At 75.3% G+C, this 25,573-nt stretch carries 18 protein-coding genes; 10 read left to right on the top strand and 8 right to left on the bottom strand.

The window, feature by feature from the left end:
- Positions 1 to 385: 385 nt before the first annotated feature.
- Positions 386 to 1,774 carry a DUF5685 family protein gene (locus ACWDVG_RS25200; RefSeq protein WP_451702107.1) on the bottom strand — a complete coding sequence of 463 codons (1,389 nt, stop codon included), beginning with the start codon at positions 1,772 to 1,774 and terminating at the stop codon, positions 386 to 388.
- 229 nt (positions 1,775 to 2,003) lie between these two features.
- On the opposite strand from ACWDVG_RS25200, the gene ACWDVG_RS25195 reads away from it, so the two are divergent.
- Positions 2,004 to 3,371, top strand: a complete 1,368-nt coding sequence (locus ACWDVG_RS25195) for an MFS transporter (protein WP_451702105.1) — start codon at positions 2,004 to 2,006, stop codon at positions 3,369 to 3,371.
- Between the two features lie 74 nt (positions 3,372 to 3,445).
- Here the strand turns inward: ACWDVG_RS25195 and ACWDVG_RS25190 are convergent, their stop codons facing one another.
- From ACWDVG_RS25190 to ACWDVG_RS25165, 6 genes are all read right to left on the bottom strand, one after another.
- Positions 3,446 to 5,335, bottom strand: coding sequence for a helix-turn-helix domain-containing protein (locus ACWDVG_RS25190; RefSeq protein ID WP_451702103.1), 1,890 nt, complete (start codon positions 5,333 to 5,335; stop codon positions 3,446 to 3,448).
- A gap of 65 nt (positions 5,336 to 5,400) precedes the next feature.
- Positions 5,401 to 6,231, bottom strand: a complete 831-nt coding sequence (locus ACWDVG_RS25185) for a 3-hydroxybutyrate dehydrogenase (protein ID WP_451702101.1) — start codon at positions 6,229 to 6,231, stop codon at positions 5,401 to 5,403.
- Positions 6,232 to 6,286: 55 nt separating this feature from the next.
- Positions 6,287 to 6,769 carry an NUDIX hydrolase gene (locus tag ACWDVG_RS25180; RefSeq protein WP_451702099.1) on the bottom strand — a complete coding sequence of 161 codons (483 nt, stop codon included), beginning with the start codon at positions 6,767 to 6,769 and terminating at the stop codon, positions 6,287 to 6,289.
- 60 nt (positions 6,770 to 6,829) lie between these two features.
- Positions 6,830 to 8,431 carry an apolipoprotein N-acyltransferase gene (lnt, locus tag ACWDVG_RS25175; RefSeq protein ID WP_451702097.1) on the bottom strand — a complete coding sequence of 534 codons (1,602 nt, stop codon included), beginning with the start codon at positions 8,429 to 8,431 and terminating at the stop codon, positions 6,830 to 6,832.
- Between the two features lie 64 nt (positions 8,432 to 8,495).
- Positions 8,496 to 9,200, bottom strand: a complete 705-nt coding sequence (locus tag ACWDVG_RS25170; protein ID WP_451702095.1) for a hypothetical protein — start codon at positions 9,198 to 9,200, stop codon at positions 8,496 to 8,498.
- A gap of 55 nt (positions 9,201 to 9,255) precedes the next feature.
- On the bottom strand, positions 9,256 to 10,059 hold the full coding sequence (locus ACWDVG_RS25165) for a glutamate racemase (protein ID WP_451702094.1): 804 nt from the start codon (positions 10,057 to 10,059) through the stop codon (positions 9,256 to 9,258).
- A 58-nt stretch (positions 10,060 to 10,117) separates the two neighbouring features.
- On the opposite strand from ACWDVG_RS25165, the gene ACWDVG_RS25160 reads away from it, so the two are divergent.
- The 9 genes from ACWDVG_RS25160 (at position 10,118) to ACWDVG_RS25120 (ending at position 23,135) form a co-directional block, all read left to right on the top strand.
- The gene (locus ACWDVG_RS25160; RefSeq protein ID WP_451702092.1) at positions 10,118 to 11,341 is read left to right on the top strand and encodes a glycosyltransferase; all 1,224 of its coding nucleotides are present in this window, start codon (positions 10,118 to 10,120) and stop codon (positions 11,339 to 11,341) included.
- Positions 11,342 to 11,725: 384 nt separating this feature from the next.
- On the top strand, positions 11,726 to 11,977 hold the full coding sequence (locus tag ACWDVG_RS25155; RefSeq protein ID WP_451702090.1) for a hypothetical protein: 252 nt from the start codon (positions 11,726 to 11,728) through the stop codon (positions 11,975 to 11,977).
- A gap of 136 nt (positions 11,978 to 12,113) precedes the next feature.
- Positions 12,114 to 12,920 carry an HlyD family efflux transporter periplasmic adaptor subunit gene (locus ACWDVG_RS25150; RefSeq protein WP_451702088.1) on the top strand — a complete coding sequence of 269 codons (807 nt, stop codon included), beginning with the start codon at positions 12,114 to 12,116 and terminating at the stop codon, positions 12,918 to 12,920.
- Positions 12,921 to 13,087: 167 nt separating this feature from the next.
- Entirely contained in the window at positions 13,088 to 15,253 is a 2,166-nt protein-coding gene (locus ACWDVG_RS25145; protein WP_451702086.1) for an NHLP family bacteriocin export ABC transporter peptidase/permease/ATPase subunit, read from the top strand.
- 1 nt (position 15,254) lies between these two features.
- A complete protein-coding gene (locus tag ACWDVG_RS25140) occupies positions 15,255 to 18,266 on the top strand; it encodes an NHLP bacteriocin export ABC transporter permease/ATPase subunit (RefSeq protein ID WP_451702085.1) in 3,012 nt (1,003 codons plus the stop codon).
- A gap of 191 nt (positions 18,267 to 18,457) precedes the next feature.
- Positions 18,458 to 18,973 (top strand): DUF6643 family protein, encoded by a 516-nt coding sequence (locus ACWDVG_RS25135; protein WP_451702084.1) that lies wholly within the window; start codon positions 18,458 to 18,460, stop codon positions 18,971 to 18,973.
- Positions 18,974 to 19,014: 41 nt separating this feature from the next.
- On the top strand, positions 19,015 to 19,839 hold the full coding sequence (locus ACWDVG_RS25130; RefSeq protein ID WP_451702083.1) for an MOSC domain-containing protein: 825 nt from the start codon (positions 19,015 to 19,017) through the stop codon (positions 19,837 to 19,839).
- Between the two features lie 112 nt (positions 19,840 to 19,951).
- The gene (locus ACWDVG_RS25125) at positions 19,952 to 20,560 is read left to right on the top strand and encodes an Rv1733c family protein (protein ID WP_451702082.1); all 609 of its coding nucleotides are present in this window, start codon (positions 19,952 to 19,954) and stop codon (positions 20,558 to 20,560) included.
- 115 nt (positions 20,561 to 20,675) lie between these two features.
- Positions 20,676 to 23,135 (top strand): right-handed parallel beta-helix repeat-containing protein, encoded by a 2,460-nt coding sequence (locus ACWDVG_RS25120; RefSeq protein WP_451702080.1) that lies wholly within the window; start codon positions 20,676 to 20,678, stop codon positions 23,133 to 23,135.
- Here the strand turns inward: ACWDVG_RS25120 and ACWDVG_RS25115 are convergent.
- Entirely contained in the window at positions 23,105 to 25,561 is a 2,457-nt protein-coding gene (locus tag ACWDVG_RS25115) for a hypothetical protein (RefSeq protein ID WP_451702079.1), read from the bottom strand. The two genes, ACWDVG_RS25120 and ACWDVG_RS25115, sit on opposite strands and share 31 nt — an antisense overlap.
- Positions 25,562 to 25,573: the final 12 nt, after the last annotated feature.

Genomic DNA, 25,573 nt, shown 5'->3' with positions numbered 1-25,573 from the left:
CACCGCCGAGAACCGCATCCTGCTCTGCGCCAGGGCCACGGTGACGGGGCGCTCCGTCCGCGCCTGCAACACCCACATCGAAGGTTCACCGCGGTGCGCGGCGACGCCGTGGGCTGCTCGGGCATCGCGGACCACCATCTGCTGCGCGGCGCCGCCGCCTGGCGGAACTGACGCACGGGACGTAGCGACACATCCGTCGCGTCCGTCGTCGGCATCGCGGACGGCCAGGAGCGGGGGGCGCCCCGGGCACCGGCCGTACGGTGAGGAGCCCGCGCGGTCGGCCGTGGCCGGGGTCCACGACATCCACCTGGTCGGCGTCCCGTCCCCGGCAGTTCGCGTACGAGCGGTCGCGGGCGCTGCGTCCCCGGCCGCCGCTTCGGCGGGGTCAGTCGCAGCAGTCGCAGCAGCACTTGCACGGGTTGCAGCAGCCGCCGCCGTCCCCGCAGCCGCCACCGGAGCCGCCCGATCCACCGGAGCCGTGGCCGCCGCCGGAGTTGCCGCCGGAGCCTCCCCATCCGCCCGAGCCACCCGAACCGCCCGAACCGTGGCCGCCGCCCGAGTTGCCGCCGCCGCGGCCGCCGAACCAGCCGTCGCCGCCGGAACCGGAGCCACCACCGGAGCCGCTGCCGCTGTCGCTGTTGCCGCCGCCGAAGTCGATCGGCTCGCCCTCGTCGTCGGAGCAGGTGCAGCAGCGGTGGCACAGCCGGCAGTCGGCGCACAGCCGGCGCCACTCCTCGCAGCGGCGGCAGCGGCCCTCCGAGGGCCGGTTCGAGGCCATGGCCGCGGGCGCGCCGACGCCGCACGCCGCCGACGACTCGGCGGGCGTCCCCGTCGCCGGACGCCTGCCCAGCCACGGCAGCATGCGCGGCCCGCGGGTCTGGTTGCCGCCCTGCTGCTGCCGGTGCCGGTGGTGCTGGTGCCGGGGGTCGAAGACCCGGTCCACGGCGCGTTCCAACTCGGTGCCGAGCAGCGCCCGTACCAGCCGGTCGTCGACGAACTCCGCCTCGGTCAGGGCCAGTCGGATGCCGTGGACGGCGTCGTCGCAGAGCCGCCGCGCCTCGGCGCGGTCCGTACCCGTCACGGCGATCGGGTTCCAGGCGCCGGACGCCGCGTCCGCGTCCAGGTCCTCCACCGCGTCGAGCAGGTGCGCCAGGCGGCCGAACAGTCTGCCCGCCTCGGCCAGCGGTTCGGCGTTGCCGGGACGGCCGGAGAGCACCGCGGTGTGGGCGAACGCGGCGGCGGTCGCCGTCTCCGTGGGCTCGGTGACCGTCAGGAGCGAGCCGCCCCGGACCGTGGACCGCTCGATCTCGCTCTGGCGCTCCACCGCCCCGAGCAGCACCGCCGTGTCGAAGCCGAGCCGTTCGCCGCCCGCCGCGCCCGCCCGGTCCCAGCCGTGGGCGATCCGGCGAGCAGCGAGGGTCACCGGGCGGCGCCCGAACAGGCCGTCGCCGTCGGCCATGTGGTCACGGATCTTCGCGGCGGCGAGGACCAGCGACACCGTCGCCGCGAGCCGCGCGCCCTCGCCCTGCGCCACGTCCGCCGACCGCATCCCGCGCAGCGGGCACGGGCCCGCGCCGCGCCGCCAGTCACCGCTGCGCCGCGACTGCGCCTCGGTCAGCACCGAGACGATGAGCCCGTCGTAGTTGGTGGCGACCCGGGCGAACTGCCCGTACTCGCCGCGCAACGCGAGACAGAGCCCGCACAGATGGGCCATCCACTCGGTCCGCAGCCCCTCGCCGAGACGATGACGGCACGGCCTGATGATTCCGAACATCGACGTACTCCCCCGTAGATCCCCCGCAGCGGCGCATCGCACGCGCGAGCCGACATCCTAAGGGGTCGCTTCCACGCGCTGAAGTGGCGGCCGCCCCCGCACCCTGGCGGCGGGCCGCATGTGCCGGATCGGAACTATGGTGTCCCACCACATACGCCGTTGACCTGCGTATTTCTACGGTGTGGCGACACGCAAACCCGTCCCCCGTTCCTGCCTGGAAGTGGTGCACATGGTCGCCGCAACACCCTCCCCGACGCCACCCGGATCCCTCAAGCGCATCGTCGCCGCCAGCCTCATCGGCACCACCATCGAGTGGTACGACTTCTTCCTGTACGGGTCCGCGGCGGCGCTCGTGTTCAACAAGCTGTTCTTCCCCGAGTCGGACCCGCTCGTCGGCACACTGCTCTCGTTCCTGACGTACGCCGTCGGCTTCGCCGCCCGCCCGCTCGGGGCCCTGGTGTTCGGGCACTACGGGGACCGGCTCGGGCGGAAGAAGCTGCTGGTCCTGAGCCTGCTGCTGATGGGTGCGGCGACCTTCGCCATCGGTCTGCTGCCGACGCACGCGACCGTCGGCTCCGCGGCCCCGCTGCTGCTGACCGCGCTGCGGCTGGTGCAGGGCTTCGCGCTCGGCGGCGAGTGGGGCGGGGCCGTCCTCCTCGTGTCGGAGCACGGGGACGCGCGGCGGCGCGGCTTCTGGGCGTCGTGGCCGCAGACGGGGGCGCCCGCGGGGCAGTTGCTGGCGACCGGGGTGCTGTCCGCGCTCACCGCGCTCCTGTCGGACGAGGCGTTCCTCTCGTGGGGCTGGCGCGTGCCGTTCCTGCTCTCCGGCCTGCTGGTGGTCGTCGGCCTGTGGATCCGGCTCTCGGTCGACGAGTCGCCCGTCTTCAAGGCGGCGCTCGCCGCCGCGGAGGAGCGCAGGGCGGCCGCCGCGCAGGTCGAGAAGATGCCGCTGGTCGCCGTGGTGCGCCACCACTGGCGGGACGTGCTGATCGCCATGGGCGCCCGGATGGCGGAGAACATCTCGTACTACGTCATCACCGCGTTCATCCTCGTCTACGCGACGACGCAGGTCGGCCTCTCCAAGCAGACCGCCCTGAACGCCGTCCTCATCGGCTCGGCCGTGCACTTCGCCGTCATCCCGCTCTGGGGCGCGCTCTCCGACCGCATCGGCCGCCGTCCGGTGTACCTCATCGGGGCGGTCGGCGTCGGCGCCTGGATGTTCCCCTTCTTCGTGCTCATCGACCGGGCCACCTTCGGCAGCCTGCTCCTCGCCATCACCGTCGGTCTTGTCCTGCACGGGGCGATGTACGCGCCGCAGGCCGCGTTCTTCTCCGAGATGTTCGCGACGCGCATGCGCTACTCGGGTGCCTCGATCGGCGCCCAGTTCTCCTCCGTGGCGGCCGGCGCCCCCGCGCCCCTGATCGCGACGGCCCTGCTCGACGACTACGGCAGCTCCACCCCGATCGCCCTGTACGTGATCGCCGCCGCGCTGCTCACGGTCGTCGCGATCGCCTGCGCACGGGAGACCCGCAACAGCGACCTCGGCGACGTCGAGGACCGCTCACGGGAGAAGGCCGGGGCCGCCACCGGCGCCTGATCCGAACGCTCCCCCGGGCGGCCCCCCGGTCCCCCGTCCCCGCGGGCGGACCGGGGGGCCGCGTCACAGCCGCGTCACACCCGCGGCACGGCCGCCGCGAGGGCGTGCAGGCGCAGGGCGAGCTGGATCTCCAGGGCGCGGGACGGCGTCTGCCAGTCGGGACCGAGGAGCCGGCCGACGCGTTCCAGGCGCTGGGCGACCGTGTTGACGTGGACGTGCAGGGCGTCCTTGGTGCGGGCGGGGCTCATGCCGCTCGCGAAGTAGGCGTCGAGGGTCCGTACGAGGTCGGTGCCGCGGCGCCGGTCGTAGGCGACGACCTCGCCGACGGTGCGCTCGACGAAGCCGTCGACGTCCCGGCTGTCGGCGAGGAGCAGGCCGAGGAAGCCGAGGTCCTCGGCGGCCGCGCCCTGCCCGGAGCGGTGCAGCAGCCGGAGGGCGTCGAGGCAGCGCCGGGCCTCGGTGTACGCGGCGGCCACCCGCTCCGGGTGGTCGAGGAGGTCGCGTACGGGCGCGGAGGCGCCGACGGTCACGGGCTCCCGCAGGACGTCGCCGAGGTGCCGGGCGGTCCTGCGGGCCAGGTCGGCGGCGCTCCCGCCGGGCGGGAGCGGCAGCAGCAGGACCGTACCGCCGTCGCGGGCGGAGGCGAGGCCGTGCTGGGTGGAGGCCAGATGGGAGGCGGCGGACCGCAGGCGCCGGCGGTCGGCGCTGTCCCGGTCGCCGGACCGCGCGTCGGCGGCGTCGGGCCTGTCCACCCGGGCGGCGAGCACGACGTGCGGGGCGGATCCGTCGGTACGGAGCCGGGCGGCGCGCTCGCGCAGGAGGCGCCGGTCGCGGTCGGGGGCGTCCAGGAGGTCGTCGAGGAGTTCGCCGCGCACCCGCTGTTCGGCTTCGCCCGCGGAGCGGCGGGCGAGCAGGAGGAGGGAGGTGACGAGGGCGGCGCGCTCCAGGGTGCGCTGGTCGACGGGGTCGAGGTCCGGCTGTCCGCGCAGGACGAGGGCGCCGAGGCTCTCGCCTCCGGCGGAGACCGCGGCGACCCAGTCGTCGCCCTCGCGGACGGCGTGGCCGTCGGCCCGGCGGGCCGATCCGGCGCCGGTCTCGGTGAACTCGACGGTGCCGCCGAGGACCTGGGAGACGGCGTCGGCGACGTCGTGGACGCCGCCGCCGCGCAGGACGAGTTCGGAGAGCCGGTCGTGGACCTCCGAGGCCCGTTCGATGACGGCGCTGTGCTCGCGGATGATGTCGTTGGCGCGCTCCAGCTCGGCGAGGGCGGAGCGGGTCTCGGCGAGGAGGTTGGCCGTGTCGATCGCGACGGCGGCGTGCGCGGCGAAGGAGCCGAGCAGCGCGACCTGTTCGCGTTCGAAGACCCTGGCCCTGCGGTCGGCGGCGAAGAGGACGCCGATGACCTGGCTGCCGAGGCTGAGCGGCACGCCGAGGATGGCGACGAGGCCCTCGTCCCGTACCGCCGTGTCGATGGTGCGGGTGTGCTGGAAGCGGTCGTCGTCGAAGTAGTCGTCGGTGACGTACGGGCGGGCGGTCTGGGCGACGAGGCCGCCGAGTCCCTCGCCCATGCCGAGGCGGAGCTGCTGGAACCGGGCCGAGACGGAGCCCTCGGTGACGCGCATGTACGTGTCGCCGGCGGCCGGGTCGTTGAGGCTGAGGTAGGCGACCTCGGTGCCGAGGAGGGAGCGGGCGCGCTGGACGATGGCGCGCAGCACGGCGTCGAGGTCGCGGAGTCCCGCGAGGTCGTGGGCGGTGGCGAAGAGCGCGGACAGCTCGGCCTCGCGGCGGCGGCGTCCCTCCAGCTCGGCCCGGACGCGCAGGGCGAGCTGCTTGGCCTCTTCGAGCCCGGCCAGCGCCTCGGGGCCCGCGCCGCTCGCCCGGGCGAGGAGGACGGGCCTGTCGTAGGCCTCCGTGGCGGCTCCTCGGGCGAGGAGTTCCAGGTAGGAGACGTGTTCGTGGGACATGGAGACAGGGATACCTGCCGGACGTGCGGTCGCACCACCCCTGTGGACAGCCTTCGGCGGAACGTTCAGTGCGCGGTCCAGCCGCCGTCGAGCGTGAGGGAGGTGCCCGTGACGAAGGACGCCTGCGGGGTGCACAGGTAGGCGACGGCCTCGGCGACCTCGTCCGGCTCGACGAGCCGCTTGAGCGCCGAGTCCGCGAGCAGGACCTCGGAGAGGACCCGCTCCGGGGGGATGCCGTGGGCGGCGGCCTGGTCGGCGATCTGCCGTTCGACCAGGGGGGTGCGGACGTAGCCGGGGCTGACGCAGTTGGAGGTGACACCGTGCGGGGCGCCCTCCAGGGCGGCGGTCTTGGAGAGGCCCTCCAGGCCGTGCTTGGCGGCCACGTAGGCCGACTTGTAGGGGGAGGCGCGCAGCCCGTGGACGGAGGAGAGGTTCACGATCCTGCCCCAGCCCCGGGCGTACATGTGCGGAAGGGCGCCCCGGATCAGCCGGAACGGGGCCTCCAGCATGACGGTGAGCACGGTGTGGAAGACGTCCGGCGGGAACTCCTCGATCGGGCGGACCAGCTGGAGTCCGGCGTTGTTGACGAGGATGTCGGTGCCGCTGGCGGCCGCCTCCGCCGCGTCGAGGTCGGTGAGGTCGAGCAGCCGGGGCTCGACGGCGCCGGGCAGTCCGGCGGCTCGGTCGGCCAGTTCGGCGAGGCCCTCTGCGGCCCGGTCGACGGCTCTGACCCGGGCTCCAGCGGCGGCGAGCCGGAGGGCGCAGGCCCGCCCGATGCCTCCCGCGGCGCCGGTGACGAGCGCGGTGCGGCCGGTGAGGTCGAGGGCGAGGGCGGCGGCCCGGGGCGGGGAAGCGGGGTCCGGACCCGGGCCGGGGGCGGTGAGGGGGGCGCTCATGCTCCGCACCCTATGAACGGGCCCCTCCCCCACCGATGTGTGCCCGGCCCACAGTTCAGACCTCTGCTGTGGTGCGGAACCACGTCGGTTCGTCGGCGAGCGCCTTCTCGATCCTCAGGTGCGAGAAGCGCTTCATCTCCGGCAGGTCGTCCACCTCGAACCAGCCGACCTCCGTCGACTCGTCGTCGTTGACGCGCGGCTCGCCGCCGACCGCCCGGCAGCGGAAGGCGACGTCCATGTACTGGCAGATGTCGCCGTTGGGGTACGTCACGGGCTTGCTCAGGGTCTCGACGAGCACGATCCGCTCGGGCACGCAGCGCACGGCGGTCTCCTCGTACACCTCGCGCACCGCGCAGTCGGCGGGCTGCTCGCCCGGCTCGACGATGCCGCCGATGATCGCCCACAGGCCGTCGTCGGCCCGGCGGCCGAGCAGGACCCGGCCGCGGTCGTCGAAGACGACCGCGGTCACGCCGGGCAGGAAGAGGAGCTGGTGGCCGGCCGTCTTGCGGAGTTCGAGGAGGAAGTCAGGGGTACCCATGACCGCGACCCTAGATCATCCTCGACGGCGCCCGGGACGAACCGGTGGGTAGCCCCGGGGTCACTCCGCCGGGCCGCGGCGGGCGCGGAGGGCGCGGGTCGCCGCCCAGCCGATGCCCGCCGCCGCCAGGGCCGCGAGCAGGGCCTCGGGCAGGGTGCCGAGGCGGGTCGCCGGGGTCTGCGAGGAGCGCAGCGGCACGGTCTCGACCAGGACGTCCGGGGTGAACATCCTCGTCCGCGCGACGATCTCGCCGTCGGGCCGGATGACGGCGCTGACGCCGCTGGTGACGGGGACGACGACGGAGCGGCTGTGCTCGACGGCGCGGACCCGGGACATGGCGAGCTGCTGGTAGGTCATCTCGCTGCGGCCGAAGGTCGCGTTGTTGCTGGGGACGGTGAGGAGCTGGGCGCCGCGGGTGACGGTGTCGCGGACGGCCCAGTCGAAGGCCGCCTCGTAGCAGGTGGCCAGACCGACCTTCGTGCCGGCCAGGTCGAAGACGCCCACCTTCGTCCCGGGGCCGAAGTCGCGGCTGACCCGGTCGACGTTGCTGTTGAAGAGGCGGACGAGGGACCGCATCGGGATGTACTCGCCGAAGGGCTGGACGTGCCGCTTGTCGTAGGTGGCGACCGGGCCGCGGCCGGGTTCCCACTGGATCAGCGTGTTGCGCAGCTTGCCGGTCTCGGGGGCGACGACCGCGCCGATGACGGTGGGCGCGCCGATCGCCCGTACCGCGCCGTCGATGACGTCGGCCGCGTCGGAGTTGGCGTACGGGTCGATGTCGGAGGAGTTCTCCGGCCACAGGACGAAGTCGGGCCGCGGCTCGCGGCCCTCCTCGACGGCCCGGGCGAGTTCGCGGGTGCGGGCGGCGTGGTTGTCGAGGACCGCGCGGCGCTGGGCGTTGAAGTCGAGGCCGAGGCGGGGGACGTTGCCCTGGACGGCGGCGACGGTGGCGGTGCCGTCCTCGGCCGTGTCGTCGACGAGCGGCAGGGCGGCGACGGCGCCGGTGACGGGCAGGAGCACGGAGAGCGCCGCGGCGGTGAGCGGGCCGCGCGGGACGGTGCCGGTGGCGCGGCGGAGGCGGACCTGACGGACCGCCTCGTACAGGCCGAAGCCGCACAGGGCGACGGCGAAGCCGAGGACCGGGGTGCCGCCGACGGCGGCGAGGGGCAGGAAGACGCCGTCGGCCTGCCCGAAGGCGATCTTGCCCCAGGGGAAGCCGCCGAACGGCACCCGCGCGCGGGCCGCCTCGGCGAGGATCCAGACCCCGGCGGCGAAGAAGGGCCATCCCGGGAGGCGGGAGACGGCCGCGATGCCGAGTCCGGCGGCGGCGACGAAGAGCGCCTCGACGGCGGCGAGGGCGAGCCAGGGGCCGGGGCCGACCTCCTCGCCGGTCCAGACGAGCAGCGGGAGCAGGAACCCGAGCCCGGCGAGGTACCCGAGGCCGAAGCCGCCCCGGAGGCGGCGGCCCCGGAGGGTCCACCCGAGCAGGGCGAAGGCGGGCAGTGCGAGCCACCACAGGGGTCGGGGCGGGAAGCTCAGGTAGAGCAGGAACCCGGACAGCAGGGCCGCCCCGGGCCGCGCGAACCGCCGCAGCCGGCTCCACGGGCTGGGCTGCGGGCTGTCGGCTCCGGGCGCTTCGACGGGAGTGATGGTGGTGCTCACCCTGCGGAGTGTACGGGTCCCCCCTGTTGACGCGGAGGTCGGCACGAACCCCGCGAGGGGCAGGTCAGGCCCCCGTCGGGGCCGGCGGGACCGGGGGGCCGGGGCGGCGGAGGTGGTCGCGGATGACGCGGACCGCGGACTCGGCGTCGTCGACCGTGACCGTGAACGTACGGCCGTCCCCGAGGCGCAGGACCAGTCCCTCGCCGCGGCGGACGACGACGGCGGTGCCCTTCTCGGGGCGCCAGCGGTAGCCCCAGCCGCCCCACTGGCGCGGGGTGACGCGGGGGGCGAACTCCGCGCCCACGACGTGGGAGAGCGGGATGCGGCGGCGCGGGACGCCGATGTGGCCGCAGCGGACCTCCATCGCGCGCTCGTCGACCTTCACGGCGACGTGGACGAACGCGAGGGTGCCGAAGAGGACGAGCAGTCCCGCGGCGACGCAGCCGACCACGGCCATGAGGAGGGCGGCGACGCCGGAGTTCCATCGCGACTCGACGGCGATGACGATGCCGAGGGCCATGCAGGCGGCACCGGCCGCGGCCGCCACCCACTGGCAGCGGTTGGTGGCCCGGCCGGTCCAGACGGCCGGGGCGCGCCCGCGGGGCCGTCCGGTGACCGCGGTGGCCCCGGTGACGTGGGGCGGCGTGCCGGTCCGTTCGCCGGCCTCGACCGCACCGTCCGCGAAGCCCTCGGTCTCGGCTCCGTACGGGAGGCGACGGCCGGAGCGCGCGGACCGGTGGTGCCGGGGGTTCCGGTGGTGCTCCCTCATACAGCGAGGGTAATCAGGGCGGGCCCGTTCGGCGCGGCGGACCGGGGTCGCGCGGTCACACGCGGTGAGCGTCGGCCCCCGCGGTGAGGAGGCGGCCCTCGGCGTAGCCGAGCGCCTCGGCGGGCAGCGGGCCGGGGCGGCCGCTGAGGAGGACGGAGAGGCCGCCGGTCGGGGCCGCGTCGGGGGCGGGTTCGGCGCCGATGCGGCGCAGCGCCTGGGCGGCGACGGCGTCGGCGGAGCCGTGGAACACGATCGGCGGCAGGTCGCGGGAGCGGCCCCGGGCCTCCAGGGCGGCGACGATGCGGTCCTCGACCAGCTCGTAGTGGGTGCAGCCGAGGACGAGGGCCCGGACGTCGGGCGGGGTGAGCGCGGCCGCCGCGGCGACGGTCCGGTCGACGGCGTCCGGGTCGGCGTGCTCGACGGCGTCGGCGAGGCCGGGGCAGGGCACCTCGGTGACCTCGGCGCCGTCCGCGAAGTCGCGGATGAGCCCGCGCTGGTAGGCGCTGCCGGTGGTGGCCGGGGTGGCCCAGATGGCGACCTTGCCGCCGCCGAGGGCGGCGGGCTTGATGGCGGGGACGGTGCCGATGACCGGGATGTGCGGTTCGAGCGCGGCCCGCAGGGCGGGCAGGGCGTGGACGGTGGCGGTGTTGCAGGCCACGATCAGCGCCTCGGGGCCCTCGGCGGCGGCGGCACGGGCCACGGCGAGGGCGCGCTCCGTCAGGTCCTCGGGGGTGCGCGGGCCCCACGGCATGCCGTCGGGGTCGTTGGACAGGAGCAGGTCGGCGTCCGGGCGCAGGCGGCGCATCGCGGCCGCTGCCGGGAGGAGGCCGATTCCTGAGTCCATGAGCGCGATCTTCACCCGGTCACCCTAGCCGATGGGCCTCGTGGGGCCGCCGATCTGGGGCAGACTGCGGCGAATGAGCACGTTCGCGTGGTGTGCGTCGGCCTCGCTGGCCGTCTGGGTCTGGCTGCTGCTGTTCCAGGGCTTCTTCTGGCGTACGGACCAGCGCCTGCCGCCGGTGGCCGGGGAGCGGGGACGGGCCGACGGGGGAGGCGGGAGCGCGGCGGGGGGCGCGGCCGGGGAGTGGCCGCGGGTCGCCGTCGTCGTACCGGCGCGTGACGAGGCGGAGGTGCTGCCGACGAGCCTGCGGTCGCTGCTCGTCCAGGACTATCCGGGCGAGGCGGAGGTCTTCCTCGTCGACGACGGGAGTACGGACGGGACGGGGGCGCTCGCCGTCGAGCTCGCGGCCCGGCACGGGGGGCTGCCGCTCACGGTGGTCTCGCCGGGCGAGCCGGAGCCGGGGTGGACGGGGAAGCTGTGGGCGCTGCGGCACGGCATGGCCCGGGCACGCGCGCGTGGACCGGAGTTCCTGCTCCTGACGGACGCCGACATCGCGCACGCGCCGGACAGCCTCCGGCGGCTCGTGACGGCGGCGACCGGGCACGGTCTGGACCTGGTGTCGCAGATGGCGCGGCTGCGGGTGGCGAACGCGTCGGAGCGGCTCGTGGTGCCGGCGTTCGTCTACTTCTTCGCCCAGCTGTATCCGTTCCGCTGGATCAACCGGGCACGGCCGCGGGCGACGGCGGCGGCGGGCGGCTGTGTCCTGCTCCGGACGGAGACGGCGGTGGCGGCGGGGGTGCCGGAGGCGATCCGGCAGGCGGTGATCGACGACGTGTCGCTGGCGCGGGCGGTGCGGCGGGCGGGGGGACGGATCTGGCTGGGGCTCGCCGACGGCGTCACCAGCGTCCGCCCGTATCCGGGGCTCGGCGAGCTGTGGCGGATGGTCTCGCGCAGCGCGTACGCGCAGCTCCGGCACAGTCCGCTGCTGCTCGTGGGGACGGTGGCGGGTCTCGTCGTCGTCTACCTGGTCCCGCCGGTGGCGCTGGTGGCGGGCCTGGCGGCGGGGGACCCGGTGGCGGCGTGGGCGGGCGGGGCGGCATGGGCGGTGATGGCGGGGACGTACGTGCCGATGCTGCGGTACTACGGGCAGCCGGCCCCGGCGGCCGTGCTGCTGCCGTTCACGGCGCTGCTGTACCTGCTGATGACGGTGGACTCGGCGGTCCTGCACTACCGCGGGCGCGGGGCCGCGTGGAAGGGGCGGACGTACGCGGGGACGTACGCGGGGACGCCCGGGGAGTGAGGCACGCGAACGACCACCCCGCGGCCGTGCCTGCGTTTGCGCCTGTGCCTGCGCCTCCGCCTGCCGCAAACCTGCACAGCGTGGGGGTGGGGAGGGGCGGCGCCTTCACCGTTTCCCGACACGGCGGATCCCGGGGAGGACCGGAAAGCGCACTTCTGTCCCGTTGTGTTCCCCGAGCGGGGTGAGGTCCCGGAATCCGTTACTCCGATCCGGGGAGAAGGTGTCGTCATTCCGTGAAAGTGACCGCACGACCCCTTCCCGACGTGCAGAAACGTCCGCGCGGAGGCGTCAACGGAATTGGTCCCGTCATCCGTTCGCGTGCTTGGATCAAGCCCGCTGCGGCCGCAGAAGACGGATTCCCCCCATGAACGAAGGGTGCGCATCATGCGTCACGACCTTGAGACCGCCGAGATCTCCGACGCGGACCTCGACGCCGTTTCCGGTGGCCTCGTCACCGTCTCCGGCGGCCTCGCCGGCGCGCTGACCAACGACGTCACCAACCTCCTCGGCACCGTCGGCTCGCTGCAGACGGTCCAGGGCGTCGAGGGCGTCGCCGCCGGCGTCCCCGGCCTGGCCTCCGGCATCACCGGCGTCTCGGTGAACACCGCGGGCATCACCGGCCTCGCCGGTATCTGAGCCGAAGCTCGCCCGTAGCTCACCGGTAGCTCACCCGTGAACCCCGGAACCGCCCCGGTTCCGGGGTTCACGGCCGCCCCGCCCCGAGCCCGATCTCGCGGAAGCCTCGACAGAAAAGCAGCCGAAGGAATAGTCCGTGCAGTTCCGCCGCAATGCGCTTTCCAAGCTGCAGTCGCCCGAAGAACTCGACGTGCCGGTCCGTTTCGCGCGCCCCCAGGGCCGTCTGGTGCTCGCCGTCACCGTCGTCGTCATGGCCGCCGCGGGCTACTGGGCCCTCACCGGCACCGTGACGTCCAAGCTGACCGCCCCCGGTCTCCTCACCCGCGCCGAGGGCACCTATCTGCTCCAGAGCCCCCTCGCGGGACAGGTCACGGAGGTTCTCGTCGAGGAGGGCCGGACCGTCGCCGCCGGCGCGCCGCTGCTGACCGTGCGCACGGGCCGGGGCGACCTGCCCGTCCGCGCCGTCGCCGGCGGCCGGGTCACCACGCTGTACGCCGGGCTGGGCTCGGTCGTCGCCACCGGCGCCGACGTGGCGAGCGTCGAGCGCGTGACCGACCCCGACGCGCCCCTGGTGGCCGTCCTGTACGTGCCGGGCGACACCGCCGCCGCGGTCCGCGTGGGCGCCCGGGTCGACCTCGGCGTCGAGACCGCCCCGCACGACCGGTTCGGCACGCTCCGCGGACGGGTCACCGCCGTCGGCACGGCCGCCCGGGCCCGGGCCCGGCTCGGCGCCCCGACCGGCACCGCACAAGGCGGCGGCCCCGCCCCGGGTCAGGGCGAGCCGGTCGCGGTCCTCGTGGCCCTGGACCGCTCCGCCGCCACCGCCTCCGGATACGTCTGGTCCGGTTCGGACGGGCCGCCGGCCGCCCCCGGCTCCGGTACGCCCGTCACCGGCGCCGTCCACCTGGCCGCCCAGCGCCCCGTCGACTGGCTGCTCCCGTGAGCGCGCCCGGAAGGCAGGCCGACACCTCCGGCGCCCCGTCCGCGGCACCGACCGGCGGGAGGCCCGGCGCGAGGTCCGGCGCGCCCCGGGCCCGGTCGGGCGGCCGGGCGCGGACGTCCGCCCGCGGGCTGCCGCCCGCCGCCGGGCCCCGTCGTCGTACCCCCGCCATGAAGGGCCGCAGGCCCCGGACCGTCCGCACGCCCACCGTCCTCCAGATGGAGGCCGTGGAGTGCGGGGCGGCCGCGCTCGCCATGGTCCTCGGCCACCACGGCCGCTTCGTCCCGCTGGAGGAGCTCCGCATCGCCTGCGGCGTCTCCCGCGACGGTTCGCGGGCCGGCAACCTCCTGAAGGCGGCGCGCGGTTACGGGCTGCGGGCGAAGGGCATGCAGATGGACCTGGCCGCGCTCGCCGGGGTGCCGGGACCGGCCGTGCTGTTCTGGGAGTTCAACCACTACGTCGTCTACGAGGGCATGGGCCGCCGCTTCGGCCGCCCCGGCGCGTACGTCAACGACCCGGGCAGCGGACGCCGGTTCGTCCCCATGGAGCAGTTCGACACCAGCTTCACCGGGATCGTCCTCACCTTCGAGCCCGGCCCGGACTTCCGGCGCGGCGGCGGGCGGCCGGGCGTGCTCGCCGCCCTGCCCGGGCGCCTGCGCGGCACGTCCGGCACGATGGCCGCCGCGGTCGTCGCCAGCCTCCTGCTGGTGGCCGTCGGCGCCTGGGTGCCGGCCCTGAGCCGTACGTACATCGACACGTTCTTGATCGGCAATCAGACGTCCCTGCTCGGCGTGGTGTTCGCGGCGATGGCGACCGCGCTCGTCCTCACCGCGACCCTCACCGGCCTCCAGCAGGCCAATCTGCTGCGCGGGCGGATCATCGCCTCCACCCTGGGCGGCGCCCGCTTCCTGCGGCACCTGCTGCGGCTCCCGCTCGCCTTCTACGCGCAGCGGAGCCCGGCCGACCTCGTCCAGCGGCTGCGGTCCAACGACGCCGTGGCCGAGACCCTCGCCCGCGACCTGGCCGCCGCGGGGGTCGACGCCGTCGTCGTGCTGCTCTACGCGGTGCTGCTGTGGACCTACGACCCCCAACTCACCGTCGTCGGCGTGCTGATCGCGCTGCTCAACGTCGTCGCCCTGCGGGTCGTCGTCCAGCTGCGGGCCACCGGCACCCAGAAGCTGCGCGCCGAGAGCGCCCGGCTGACCAACACGGCGTACAGCGGGCTCCAGCTCATCGAGACCATGAAGGCCACGGGCGGCGAGGACGGCTTCTTCCGCCGCTGGGCCGGTCAGCACGCCACCACGCTCGACGTGCAGCAGCGGCTCGGCGTGCCGAGCGCCTGGCTGGCCGTGGTCGCGCCCACGCTCGCGGCGCTCAACAGCGCGCTGATCCTCATGATCGGCGGCCTGCGGGCCGTGGAGGGACACCTCACCGTCGGACTGCTGGTCGCCTTCCAGGCCCTCGTGACGGGCTTCACGGCGCCGATCACCCGGCTCAACGGCGTGGCGGGCCGCATCCAGGACTTCGCGGCCGACGTCGCCCGGCTCCGGGACGTCGAGGACTTCCCCGTCGACCCGGTCCACACGCGGCGCGCCCCGCACGCACCCGCCCGTCGCCTCACGGGCCACGTGGAGGTGGAGGGCGTCACCTTCGGGTACAGCCCCCTGGACGAGCCGCTCCTCAAGGACGTGTGGCTCTCCGTCGGGCCCGGGCAGCAGATCGCCCTGGTCGGCGGTTCGGGCAGCGGGAAGTCCACCGTCTCGCGGCTGATGGCCGGCCTCTACACCCCGTGGGAGGGCGCGATCCGCATCGACGGGATGCGCCTGGAGGACATCCCGCGCAGCGCGCTGGCGGCCTCGGTCTCCTTCGTCGACCAGGACGTCTTCCTCTTCGAGGGGACGGTCCGGGACAACATCGCGCTCTGGGACCCCTCGGTGCCCGACGAGGCGGTGGTCGCCGCACTGAAGGACGCCGCCGTGTACGACGTGGTCGCGCGCCGCCCCGGAGGCATCCGCAGCCGCGTCGAGCAGGACGGCCGCAACTTCTCCGGCGGACAGCGCCAGCGCCTGGAGATCGCCCGCGCCCTGGCGCGCCGCCCCAGCGTCCTGGTCCTCGACGAGGTGACGAGCGCCCTGGACGCGGCGACCGAGCAGCTCGTCATCGACAACCTGCGGCGGCGCGGCTGCGCCTGTGTGGTCATCGCCCACCGGCTGAGCACCGTGCGCGACAGCGACGAGATCGTGGTGCTCGACCGCGGCACGGTCGTGGAGCGAGGGCGCCACGAGCAGCTCGTCGCGGCGGGGGGCGCGTACGCCGCCCTGGTCCGGGAGCACTGACGTGACCTTTACCCACCCGACCGTCGGCCCACTCGGCCCCCTCGGCCCCGGCGGCGCGCCCGACCCGGTCGTCGCGGCCCTGGGCTCCCTCGGCACACCGGTCGACCACACCGGCCTCGGCAGCGTCGCCCTCGAAGGCCCGCACGTCCTCTGGCTCGTCGTCGACGGCGCCCTCGACCTGTTCGCCGTCGACGCGGCCCGGCTCGGCCCCTGGCACTTCCTGGGCCGCCTCACGGCGGGCACGCTGCTCCTCGGCCCCGTCGAGGGCCCCGCGCACACCCTGGTCGGCCGCCCCGCGCAGGGCTGTCTGCTGCGCCGCGTCGAGCTGCGCCGACTCCCGTACGCCACGGGGCGGACGCGTCCCGGTGAGGGGTACGAGGGGCAGGGGTACGCGGCGCAGGGGTACGGCCAGGAGTACGCGGGACAGTGGTACGAGGGCCAGTGGTACGAGGACCCGAGCGCGTACGGGACGCGGGCCGAGCCCCCGCTCAGCCCGCTGGAGCACGCCTTCGCGCTCGGCATCGGGCGCGGTCTGCGCGTCCTGTACCAGGCGGCCGTGGACGGCGGCCCCGGGGACGCCGCCCCCGGCGCGGCCGACGACGACGTCCTGTGGATGCGGCTCGCCGCGGGGAGCGTCGCGTACGGCGCCGCCTACGAGAGCCCGGAGGCCGGCGTGTACGCGGGCGCCGCGGCGGGGGCGGGCACCCTTCTCGTGGAGGCCGCGACGTGGCAGGGCATGGTCGACCAGCAGTACCGGCTGCTGCACGCCCTGGACGGCTGGATCGAGCAGCTCGAACGGGACCACGAGGACCGCGCGGCGGCCGGCGTCGAGGCGGGCCGGGCGGCACGTACGCGGGCCGACCGCACGCTGCTCGCGTCCATCGGACGCGCCGGGAGCGTGGGTGGCGCGAGCGGCGGGGCGGACGGCCCGGCCGACGCCGACGCGACGTACGCGGTGTGCCGGGTCGTCGCCGACGAGGCGGGCATCACCCTCGCGGAGCCGGCGGACATCGGCGCGGCCGACGGCGCCGGTCCCGGGCTCGCCGACCCCGTCGAACGCGTCGCGGTCGCCTCCCGGATCCGCACCCGCGGCGTACGGCTCGGCGAGCGCTGGTGGCGCGAGGACTGCGGCCCCCTGGTGGGTCACCGCGCGGCGGACGGGAGCCCGGTCGCGCTGCTGTGGCGGCGCGGCGGGTACGTCGCCGTCGACCCCGCCACCGGCCGGCGGGAGCGCGTCGGCCGGGCCGGTGCCGGGGCGTTCGCGCCGCGCGCCGTGATGCTCTACCGGCCGTTGCCCGACCGGCCGCTCGGCGTCGCGCGGTTGCTCCGGTTCAGCCTGCGGGGCACCCGCAGGGAGGTGCGCGACCTGCTCCTCGGCGGGCTCGTCGCGGTGGCCCTCGGCGCGCTCGTGCCCGTCGCCACCGGTACGGTGCTCGGCTCGTACGTGCCCGCGGGCGAGACGGGGCTGATCGTCCAGGCCGGTTTCGCCGTCATCGCGACGAGCATCGTGTCGGCGGCGTTCATGCTGCTCCAGAACACGGCGATCCTGCGCATGGAGGGGCGCGTCGAGGCGACCCTGCAACCGGCGGTCTGGGACCGGCTGCTGCGGCTGCCGACGACGTTCTTCACGGGCCGCTCGACCGGCGAACTGGCCGGTGCCGCGATGGGCGTCAGCGCCATCCGCCGCGTCCTGTCCGGCATCGGCCCCGTGGTCCTCCAGGCGGGCACCGTCGGCACGGTCAACCTCGTCCTGCTCCTCCTCCACAGCGTGCCCCTGGCGCTCGTGGCGCTCGCGCTGCTCCTCGCCACGGCGGGGGTCTTCCTGGGCCTGGGGTTCTGGCAGCTGCGGTACCAGCGCCGGCTGATCCGGCTGGGAAACAAGCTCGACAACCAGGCCTTCCAGACCCTGCGCGGCCTGGCCAAGCTGCGGGTCGCGGCGGCCGAGAGCTTCGCGTACGCCGCGTGGGCGCGGGAGTTCGCCCGGACCCGCGAGCTGCACCGGCGTGTCGGGCGGATCACGAACGTCCTCGCGGTGCTCGGCGCGGTCTGTCTGCCGCTGTGCACGCTGGTGATGTTCGCCCTCCTCGCCGGCCCGGCCCGGGGCACGCTCTCCCCGGCCGAGTTCCTCACCTTCAGCACCGCCGTCACGATGATGCTGTCCTCGGTGACACAGCTGACCGGCGCGCTCCTGTCGGCCGCGGCCGTCCAGCCGATGTTCGAGCAGATCGGGCCGGTGCTCCGGGAGACGCCCGAGGTCCGCGGCTCCAGTGTCCGGCCCGGCGTGCTGACCGGGGAGATCGAGGCCGAGAACCTGTCCTACCGCTACACCGAGGACGGCCCGCTCGTCCTCGACGGGGTCGATCTGCGGGTGCGGCCGGGCGAGTTCGTCGCGATCGTCGGGGCGAGCGGCTGCGGCAAGTCCACGCTCCTGCGGCTGCTCATCGGCTTCGACCGGCCGACCTCCGGCACGGTGCGGTACGACGGACAGGACCTCGCGGCCCTCGACCAGGCGGCCGTGCGCCGCCAGTGCGGGGTGGTGCTGCAGAACGCCCAGCCGTTCTCCGGCTCCGTCCTCGACTGCATCCGCGGCGCCGGGTCGTACCCGCTGGAGGACGTGTGGGCCGCCGCGGCGATGGCGGGCCTCGCCGAGGACATCAAGGCCATGCCGATGGGGATGCACACGATGCTGTCCGACGGCGGGGGCACGGTGTCGGGCGGCCAGCGCCAGCGGCTGATGATCGCCCAGGCGCTGGTCCGCAGGCCCCGCGTGCTCTTCTTCGACGAGGCGACCAGCGCCCTGGACAACGAGGCGCAGCGGACCGTCATCGAGTCGACCCGGGCCCTGAACGCGACGCGGGTCGTGATCGCCCACCGTCTGTCGACGATCATGGACGCGGACCGGGTGATCGCCCTCGCGGACGGACGTGTGGTGCAGGAAGGAACCCCCGCCGAACTCCTCGCCGACACCTCCGGCCTCTTCCACGAACTGGTCCGGCGCCAACTCAGCCGATAGGCCTGTGATTACTTTCGGTAATACGGCGATAATCCTGAGTTTCAGGCGCTCATGATCAACAGAAAAAGCCCCCGCCGTTTACACAGATTTTATCGATGTTTTGGCAGGTCAGGCCCCGAAAACCCGGGTAAATCGGATGACCCGAAGATGGGGGCTCCCCAACCGGCACATCGTGGGCTTAACTTATGGCCATGACCTCCCCCCGCTCCTCCTATGGAGGCGGTTACCACACCGCGCCGTCCTTCCCGGACACCCCGATCTACGACTCCCTGGTCGCGGAGCGGGGCACGCCTCAGATCGCCCCGATCCGAGTGCCCGCCGCCTACGACACCGGCAGCAGCTACGGCGGAGCGAGCACCGGCTCCCATCTGCCGGCCCTGGCCTCGTCGCTGCCCGCCCTCCCGGCGGCGCCGAGCCCGCACCCCGCCCCCGCCTACCAGGGCGGTGGCTACGGCTACCCGCAGCCCGCGCCGCAGATGGCCCCCGTGCCCCTGCAGCACGCCCCCGCGCCGTACATCCCGCAGCAGCAGGCCGCCCCGCGCGGCTACGGCTACCCGGGCCCGCAGGCCCCGCAGCCGCCGCGCCCGGCTCCGGCCGGCTACGAGGCGATGCGTCCCGCGGCCCCCCGGCCCGCTCCGGCGCCCGTCCCGGCACAGCCGATGTACCAGGACCCGTACAACCGCCCGTACCAGGGCGGCGGTTACTAGGAGCCGCCCGCCCGGGGCGGGGCGGCTGGCAGGATGACCGCATGTCGCATCCCGTCCTCCGCTCCGTCCACGTCCACCCGGTGAAGGCCCTGCGCGCGCTCGCGCCCCCGGAGGCCGCGGTGGAACCCTGGGGGCTCGCCGGCGACCGCCGCTGGGCGGTCGTCGACCGTACGGGGAAGGTCGTGACCCAGCGCCGTCACCCCCGGATGGCGCTGGCCGCGGCGGCTCCGCTGCCCGGCGGCGGGATCACGGTGTCCGCGCCGGACCTGGCACCGCTGGCCGTCGAGGTCCCGCACCCCTCGGCCACGGTCACGGTCGACATCTTCGACAAGCCCGTGGAGGCCGTCCCGGCCGACGCGGCCGCGCACGCCTGGTTCTCCGCCCATCTCTCGGACGACGTGCGCCTCGTGCACATGGACGCGCCGGAGCACCGGCGGCCGGTGGACCCGGAGTTCGCGCTGCCCGGCGAGACCGTCAGCTTCGCGGACGGCTTCCCGCTGCTCGTCACCACCACCGCCTCGCTCGACGCCCTCAACCAGCTGATCGCACGGGGCGACCACGCCGACGAGGGCCCGCTGCCGATGAGCCGGTTCCGGCCGAACCTGGTCGTCGAGGGCACGGAGCCCTGGGCGGAGGACGGCTGGACGCGGATCGCGGTCGGAGAGGTCACCTTCCGCGTCGCCAAACCGTGCGGCCGCTGCGTCGTCACCACCACCGACCAGACCACCACCGCGCGGGGCAGGGAGCCGCTGTGGACGCTGGCCCGCCACCGCAAGCGGGGCGGCAGGCTCGTCTTCGGCCAGAACCTCGTCCCCGAGCACACCGGCACGGTCCGCGTCGGCGACGGCGTCACCGTCCTCGGCTGAGCCCGACACCCCTCTCCCTCCTCCCCTCTCCCCCGCCGCCGTTCGACGGGCGGGGAAACCTCCCCGGGGGCAGACTCGTTGGAGGAGCGGTGAACAACGAGGGGGTTCCGACGTGCACGCAGCCATCGGACTCTGGCGCTGGCGGCACAATCCCCTGCGCCGGACCACCGATCTGATCGAGGCCTGGGTCGCCCTGGCCGCGGTCGTCCTGCTCTGCCTCGCCGTGCCCGCGACCGGCTGGGCCGCCGCGTCCTCCGCGCGGGCCTCGCTGGACCACGCGGTCCGCGCGCAGCAGGAGCACCGGCACCCGACGACGGCCCGCGTGGTGCGCCTCGCCGACGAGCCCGCGGGCGGGCCCCAGTCCGTCGAGGCGGGCGGGGAGCAGCGGCTGCGCCGCGCGGTGGTGGCCCGCTGGACCGCCCCGGACGGCACGGAGCGCACGGGCACGGTGTCGACGGCCCGGCGCAACTCCTCGCCGGGCGACGCGTTCCCGCTGTGGACGAACCGGGCGGGAGAGCCGGTGCCCGCGCCCATGCGGCCCGACACGGCCCGCGCCCACGCCATCGTCGCCGGGGTCACGGCGGCGGCCTTCGCCGGCATCGCCGTGGAGTCCCTGCGGCGGCTCGTCGTCCGCAGGCTCGTGCGGCGGCGGTACGCGCGCCTCGACCGCGCCTGGGCCGCCACGGGTCCCGACTGGGGCCGCGCGGGCACCGGCAGCTGAGAGGCGCACACCCCACGGGGGGTCCGTCGGCGACCCGTCAACCCCCCGGCGCCGCGCGCGCTACGGTGGGGCATCGGATCAGCGACGAGGCACCAGGCGGGGGCAGGACACACCCATGGCACAGGGCACGGTCCAGGTGACGCACACCGGCACATCGCGGTGGCGGCGCCGCACGGGCGAGTACGCCTCGCTCGCCGCGGCCCTGGAGGCCGCCGGGGACGGCGACGTCCTCACCGTCGCTCCCGGCACGTACCGGGAGAACCTCGTCCTCCGACGGGCCGTCACACTGCGGGGGCCGGAGGGCGGGCTCGGCTCGGTGCGGATCGCGCCGCCGGACGGCGTGCCCCTCACCGTACGGGCCTCGGTGACGCTCCAGGACCTGCACATCGAGGGGCAGGACGTGGCGGCGCCCGCGCTGCTCGTCGAGGACGGCACGCCCGAGCTGCTCGACCTGCGGATCATGACGCGGTCGGCCGCCGGGATCGAGGTGCGCGGCGAGGCGCGGCCGACGGTCCGGCGCTGCACGGTCGACAACCCGGCCGGGGTCGGCATCGCGCTCGTCGACGGCGCGGGCGGGGTGTTCGAGGAGTGCGAGGTCGTCGCGGCCGGGCAGGCCGGCGTCTCCGTGAACGGCGGGGCGCACCCCCGCTTCGAGCGCTGCCGGATCCACCACGCCTCGGGTGCGGGGATCGCGGTGACGGGTGACGGGAGTGCCTTCGAGGGCACCGGTTGCGAGGTGTACGAGATCAAGGGCGCCGGGCTGCGCATCGCGGCCCGCGCCACCGCCCACCTCACCGACTCGTCGGTGCACCGCACGACGGCGGACGGGATCACGCTCGACACCGACGCGGTGCTCACGCTCTCGGACTGCGACATCCACGACGTCCCGGAGAACGCGGTCGACCTGCGCTCGCGCTCGGTGCTGACGCTGACCCGGTCGTCCGTGCGGCGGTTCGGCCGCAACGGCCTCTCGGTGTGGGACCCGGGGACGCGGGTGGACGCCAACCAGTGCGAGATCCACGAGAGCACGGGCGACTATCCGGCGGTGTGGGTGAGCGACGGGGCGACCGCCGTCCTCGACTCCTGCCGGGTGCACGACGTGCCGGACGCGCTGTTCGTCCTCGACCGGGGTTCGCGGGTGGACGTGGTCGACAGCGATCTGTCGCAGGTGCGGAACACGGCGGTGTCGGTCAGCGACGGGGCGACCGCACAGCTCGACGACTGCCGCATCAGGGAGGCGTCCACGGGCGCCTGGTTCCGGGACCACGGCAGCGGCGGGACGCTCGCCGGCTGCACGATCGACGCCGTGCAGACCGGGGTGATCGTCACCAAGGGCGCCGACCCGACGATCGAGCGGTGCGTGGTCACCTCGCCCGCGGAGGCCGGGTTCTACGTCTCGGCGGAGGGCCGCGGGTCCTTCCACGGGTGCCGGGTGAGCGGCAGCGGCGGGTACGGCTTCCACGTGACGGACGGCTGCCGCACGACCCTGCGGGCGTGCCGTACGGAGCGGTGCGCGCGTGGCGGTTACGAGTTCCCGGAGGAGGGCGCGGTCGCCGTGGACTGTACGAGCGACGAGAGCGCGGTCCGCTCCTCCGTGCCGGACGGCTCGGGCGGCGGTGGGGGCGCGGGCGGCGGTGGCGCCTCGGTACTGACGGCGACGCAGCCGGCCGGGATCCTCGGGACGGTGCCGACGCCCCGTACGACCGCCGCCCCGGCGGTGACCGCCCCGGCCGCCCCGCTCGTCGGCGCGGAGACCGTGGCGGCCCGCTCCTCGCAGGAGGTCCTCGGCGAACTGGACGCGCTGGTGGGCCTGGAGAGCGTCAAGCACGAGGTGCGGTCGCTCACCAACATGATCGAGGTGGGGCGGCGACGGCAGGAGGCCGGTCTCAAGGCGGCCTCGGTCCGCCGCCACCTCGTCTTCACCGGCAACCCGGGCACGGGCAAGACGACGGTGGCGCGGCTCTACGGCGAGATCCTCGCCTCGCTCGGTGTCCTGGAGCGCGGCCACCTGGTGGAGGTGTCCCGGGTGGACCTGGTCGGCGAGCACATCGGCTCGACCGCGATCCGCACGCAGGAGGCCTTCGACCGGGCGCGCGGCGGCGTGCTGTTCGTGGACGAGGCGTACGCGCTGTCGCCGGAGGACTCGGGCCGGGACTTCGGCCGCGAGGCGATCGACACGCTGGTGAAGCTGATGGAGGACCACCGGGACGCGGTGGTGGTGATCGTCGCCGGGTACACGGCGGAGATGGAGCGGTTCCTCACGGTCAACCCCGGTGTGGCGTCGCGCTTCTCCCGGACCATCACCTTCGGCGACTACGAGCCGGAGGAGCTGCTGCGGATCGTCGGGCAGCAGGCGGACGAGCACGAGTACCGGCTCGCCCCGGGCACGGACGAGGCCCTCCTCGCGTACTTCGCGAAGCTGCCGAAGGGCCCCGCGTTCGGCAACGGGCGCACGGCGCGGCAGACGTTCGAGTCGATGGTGGAGCGGCACGCGGGCCGGGTCGCCGCGCTCGCCGAGCCGAGCACGGACGACCTGACGCTGCTCTACCCGGACGACCTGCCCGAACTCCCCTGACCCTCCCACCGCTCGTCGGTCTCCCGAGGGTGGGGCAGGCCGGGCGGCAGCCGGTCGAGGAGCGCGGCGCGGCAGCGGGCGAAGGCCGGGTCGGCCTGGTAGTCGGAGTGACCCAGGATCGGTTCCGGCAGGGGGTGTTCGCGGGTGCGTCCGTACGCCACGGGATCGAGCAGGGCGGGCCTGTCGACGGCGGGCCTGCCGTCCTCCGCGGGGACGCGCACGGGGCCGCCGATGGGGTCGGTGGGGCGGTGGAGGTTGCTCCAGCAGTGGACGGTGCGGTGGAGGCCGCGCAGCGCCTCGGGGCCGAAGTAGGCGGGGAACCAGCGGCCGTAGAGCCGCTCCAGCGGTGAGCCGTAGGTGAGCAGCGCGACCCGGCCCCGGTGGGCGGGCGGCAGCTGCCAGACGGCGGCCGCGGCCAGGACGCTGCCCTGCGAGTGGCCGGAGATCACGAGCCGGCCACCGGTGCGGCGGGTCCAGGAGCTCATCCGCCAGGTCAGGTCGGGGACCGCGCGCTCGGCGTAGCAGGGCGGGGCGAAGGGGTGGGCGGCGCGCGGCCAGAACGTGCCGACGTCCCACAGGATGCCGATGGTGCGGCGCGCGGACACGTCCTTGTAGGCGCGGCGGCCCCAGGTGACGAAGAGCAGGAAGCCGAAGCCGACCATCCAGGAGCCGAGGGCCTGGGTGGCCGAGGCGAGGGAGGCGACGGCGGGGTGGGCGCCGTCGAAGGCCCGGCCCGGGACGTTGCCGCTGGCCCAGGCGCCGACGACGGACGCGGCCCCGAGGAGCAGGGCGGTGGCGGAGACGACGCCGACGAGGGCGGGGGCCGCGTCGGTGAGCGAGGCGCGGGCGCGGCTCGTCGCGATGTGGCCGGTACGGACCGGGTCGGGGTCCTCGCCCGCGCGTTCGCCGGCGTAGTCGGCCTCCACGGCGGGCCGCAGGCGCCGGGCGGCGAGCGCCGTCCGTACGACGAGGAGGGCGGTGGGCGCGAGGAGCAGCAGGAGCAGGACCGGGATGACGGAGGCCTGCCAGCTCAGCAGGACGGGCGGGCCGATCAGCGGCCCCTCGCCCATGCCGGGGGTGGCTCCGCCGTCGAGCCAGTCGGCGACGCGCTGGGCGACTCCGCCGGACATCACGCCGGCGAGCGCGCAGGCCAGCATGGCGGTGGCGGGGCCGCCGAGCCCGCGCAGGGCGGTCCTGGGGTCGCGCCGGGACCGCTGGAGGAGCAGGGCGACCACGCCGAGGGCGACGACAAGGCCGCCCTGGACGAGGGTGAGCGCCCCGAAGGCGGCGTCGCCGGGGAGGGTGCCGGTGGAGACGCGGCCCGGTCGTGACCAGCCGGAGTGCAGGGCGGTCAGGGCCAGCAGGGCGAGGGCGGTGCCGGGCAGCCAGGTGACCAGGGCGGCTTCGAGGCGCACGTCGAGCCGGTGCTCGCTGCGGCCCCGGCGGCAGACGACCCAGAGGACGACGGCCGCGAGCGCGACGAGCGCGGCCCTGAGGACCACCCCGAGGGCGGCGGCGGTTCCGGTGTCGGCGCGGGCGCCCGCCGTGGCGAGGGCGGCGGCGACGGTGAGGAGGCCGGCTGCGGTGTGGGCGGCGCGGAGTCGGGCGACCAGCCGGCGCCCGTACCAGAAGCCGGGGCGGCCGAGGGCGGGGCGGAGGTCCTCGGGGTCGGGTTCCGGCCGCGCGGGTTCGGCCGCCGGCCCCGGGGGTTCGGCTCCCGCCTCGGGGGCCGGGGCGGGGGCGGGGATCAGCGGCAGCGGTGCGGTGGAGCGGCCGACGACGACGTCCGGGTGGTCGGTGGGCGGGCGCTGCGCCTCGTACGCGCTCCAGGTGCGCGTGGAGAGGTACCAGAGCAGGCCGACGAGCGCGGTCGGCAGCACGGCGGCGAGGGCGAGGCGGCGGCCGGGCTGCGACCACCAGCCGCCGCGGTCCGCGGAGAGGAAGCCGAGCCACGCGTGCCCGTCGGCGCAGGCGGCGGCGCCCGCGCACTGCCAGGCCGTCAGATCGAGCGCGACCTCGCAGGCGGCCGCGGTGAGGAGCACGGTGAGGGTGAGGGCGACGAGCCGGACGAGGACTCCGTACAGGCGGACGAGTCCGGGCCTGCCCTGGGCGGGCGGCCGCATCCAGTGCGCGAGGTTGACCACCATGAAGGGCAGGAGCAGCAGCCACAGGGCGCGCGTTCCGTCGCCGGAGGTGAGGTTGGACCAGCAGTACGCCTCGGGGACGGGGCCCGCCGCGTACCGTTCGGGATGTCGCTCGGCGTCCACGTCCTCGGTGCGCCGGTGCACGGCGGCGGTCCGGTCGCCGGTCACCCGGACGGTCCTGGGGTCGTCGAGCATGTCCTGCGGGGTGGCTCCGCCGACCCCGTGGACGAGGAGTTCGAGGGCCGCGCCCCCGCTCTCGGAGGCCGATGTGGCAGGGGACACTTAGGGGTCTTC

This window comes from Streptomyces sp. NPDC003327, assembly GCF_053589515.1.
This window is presented reverse-complemented; position numbering and strand designations above follow the sequence as displayed.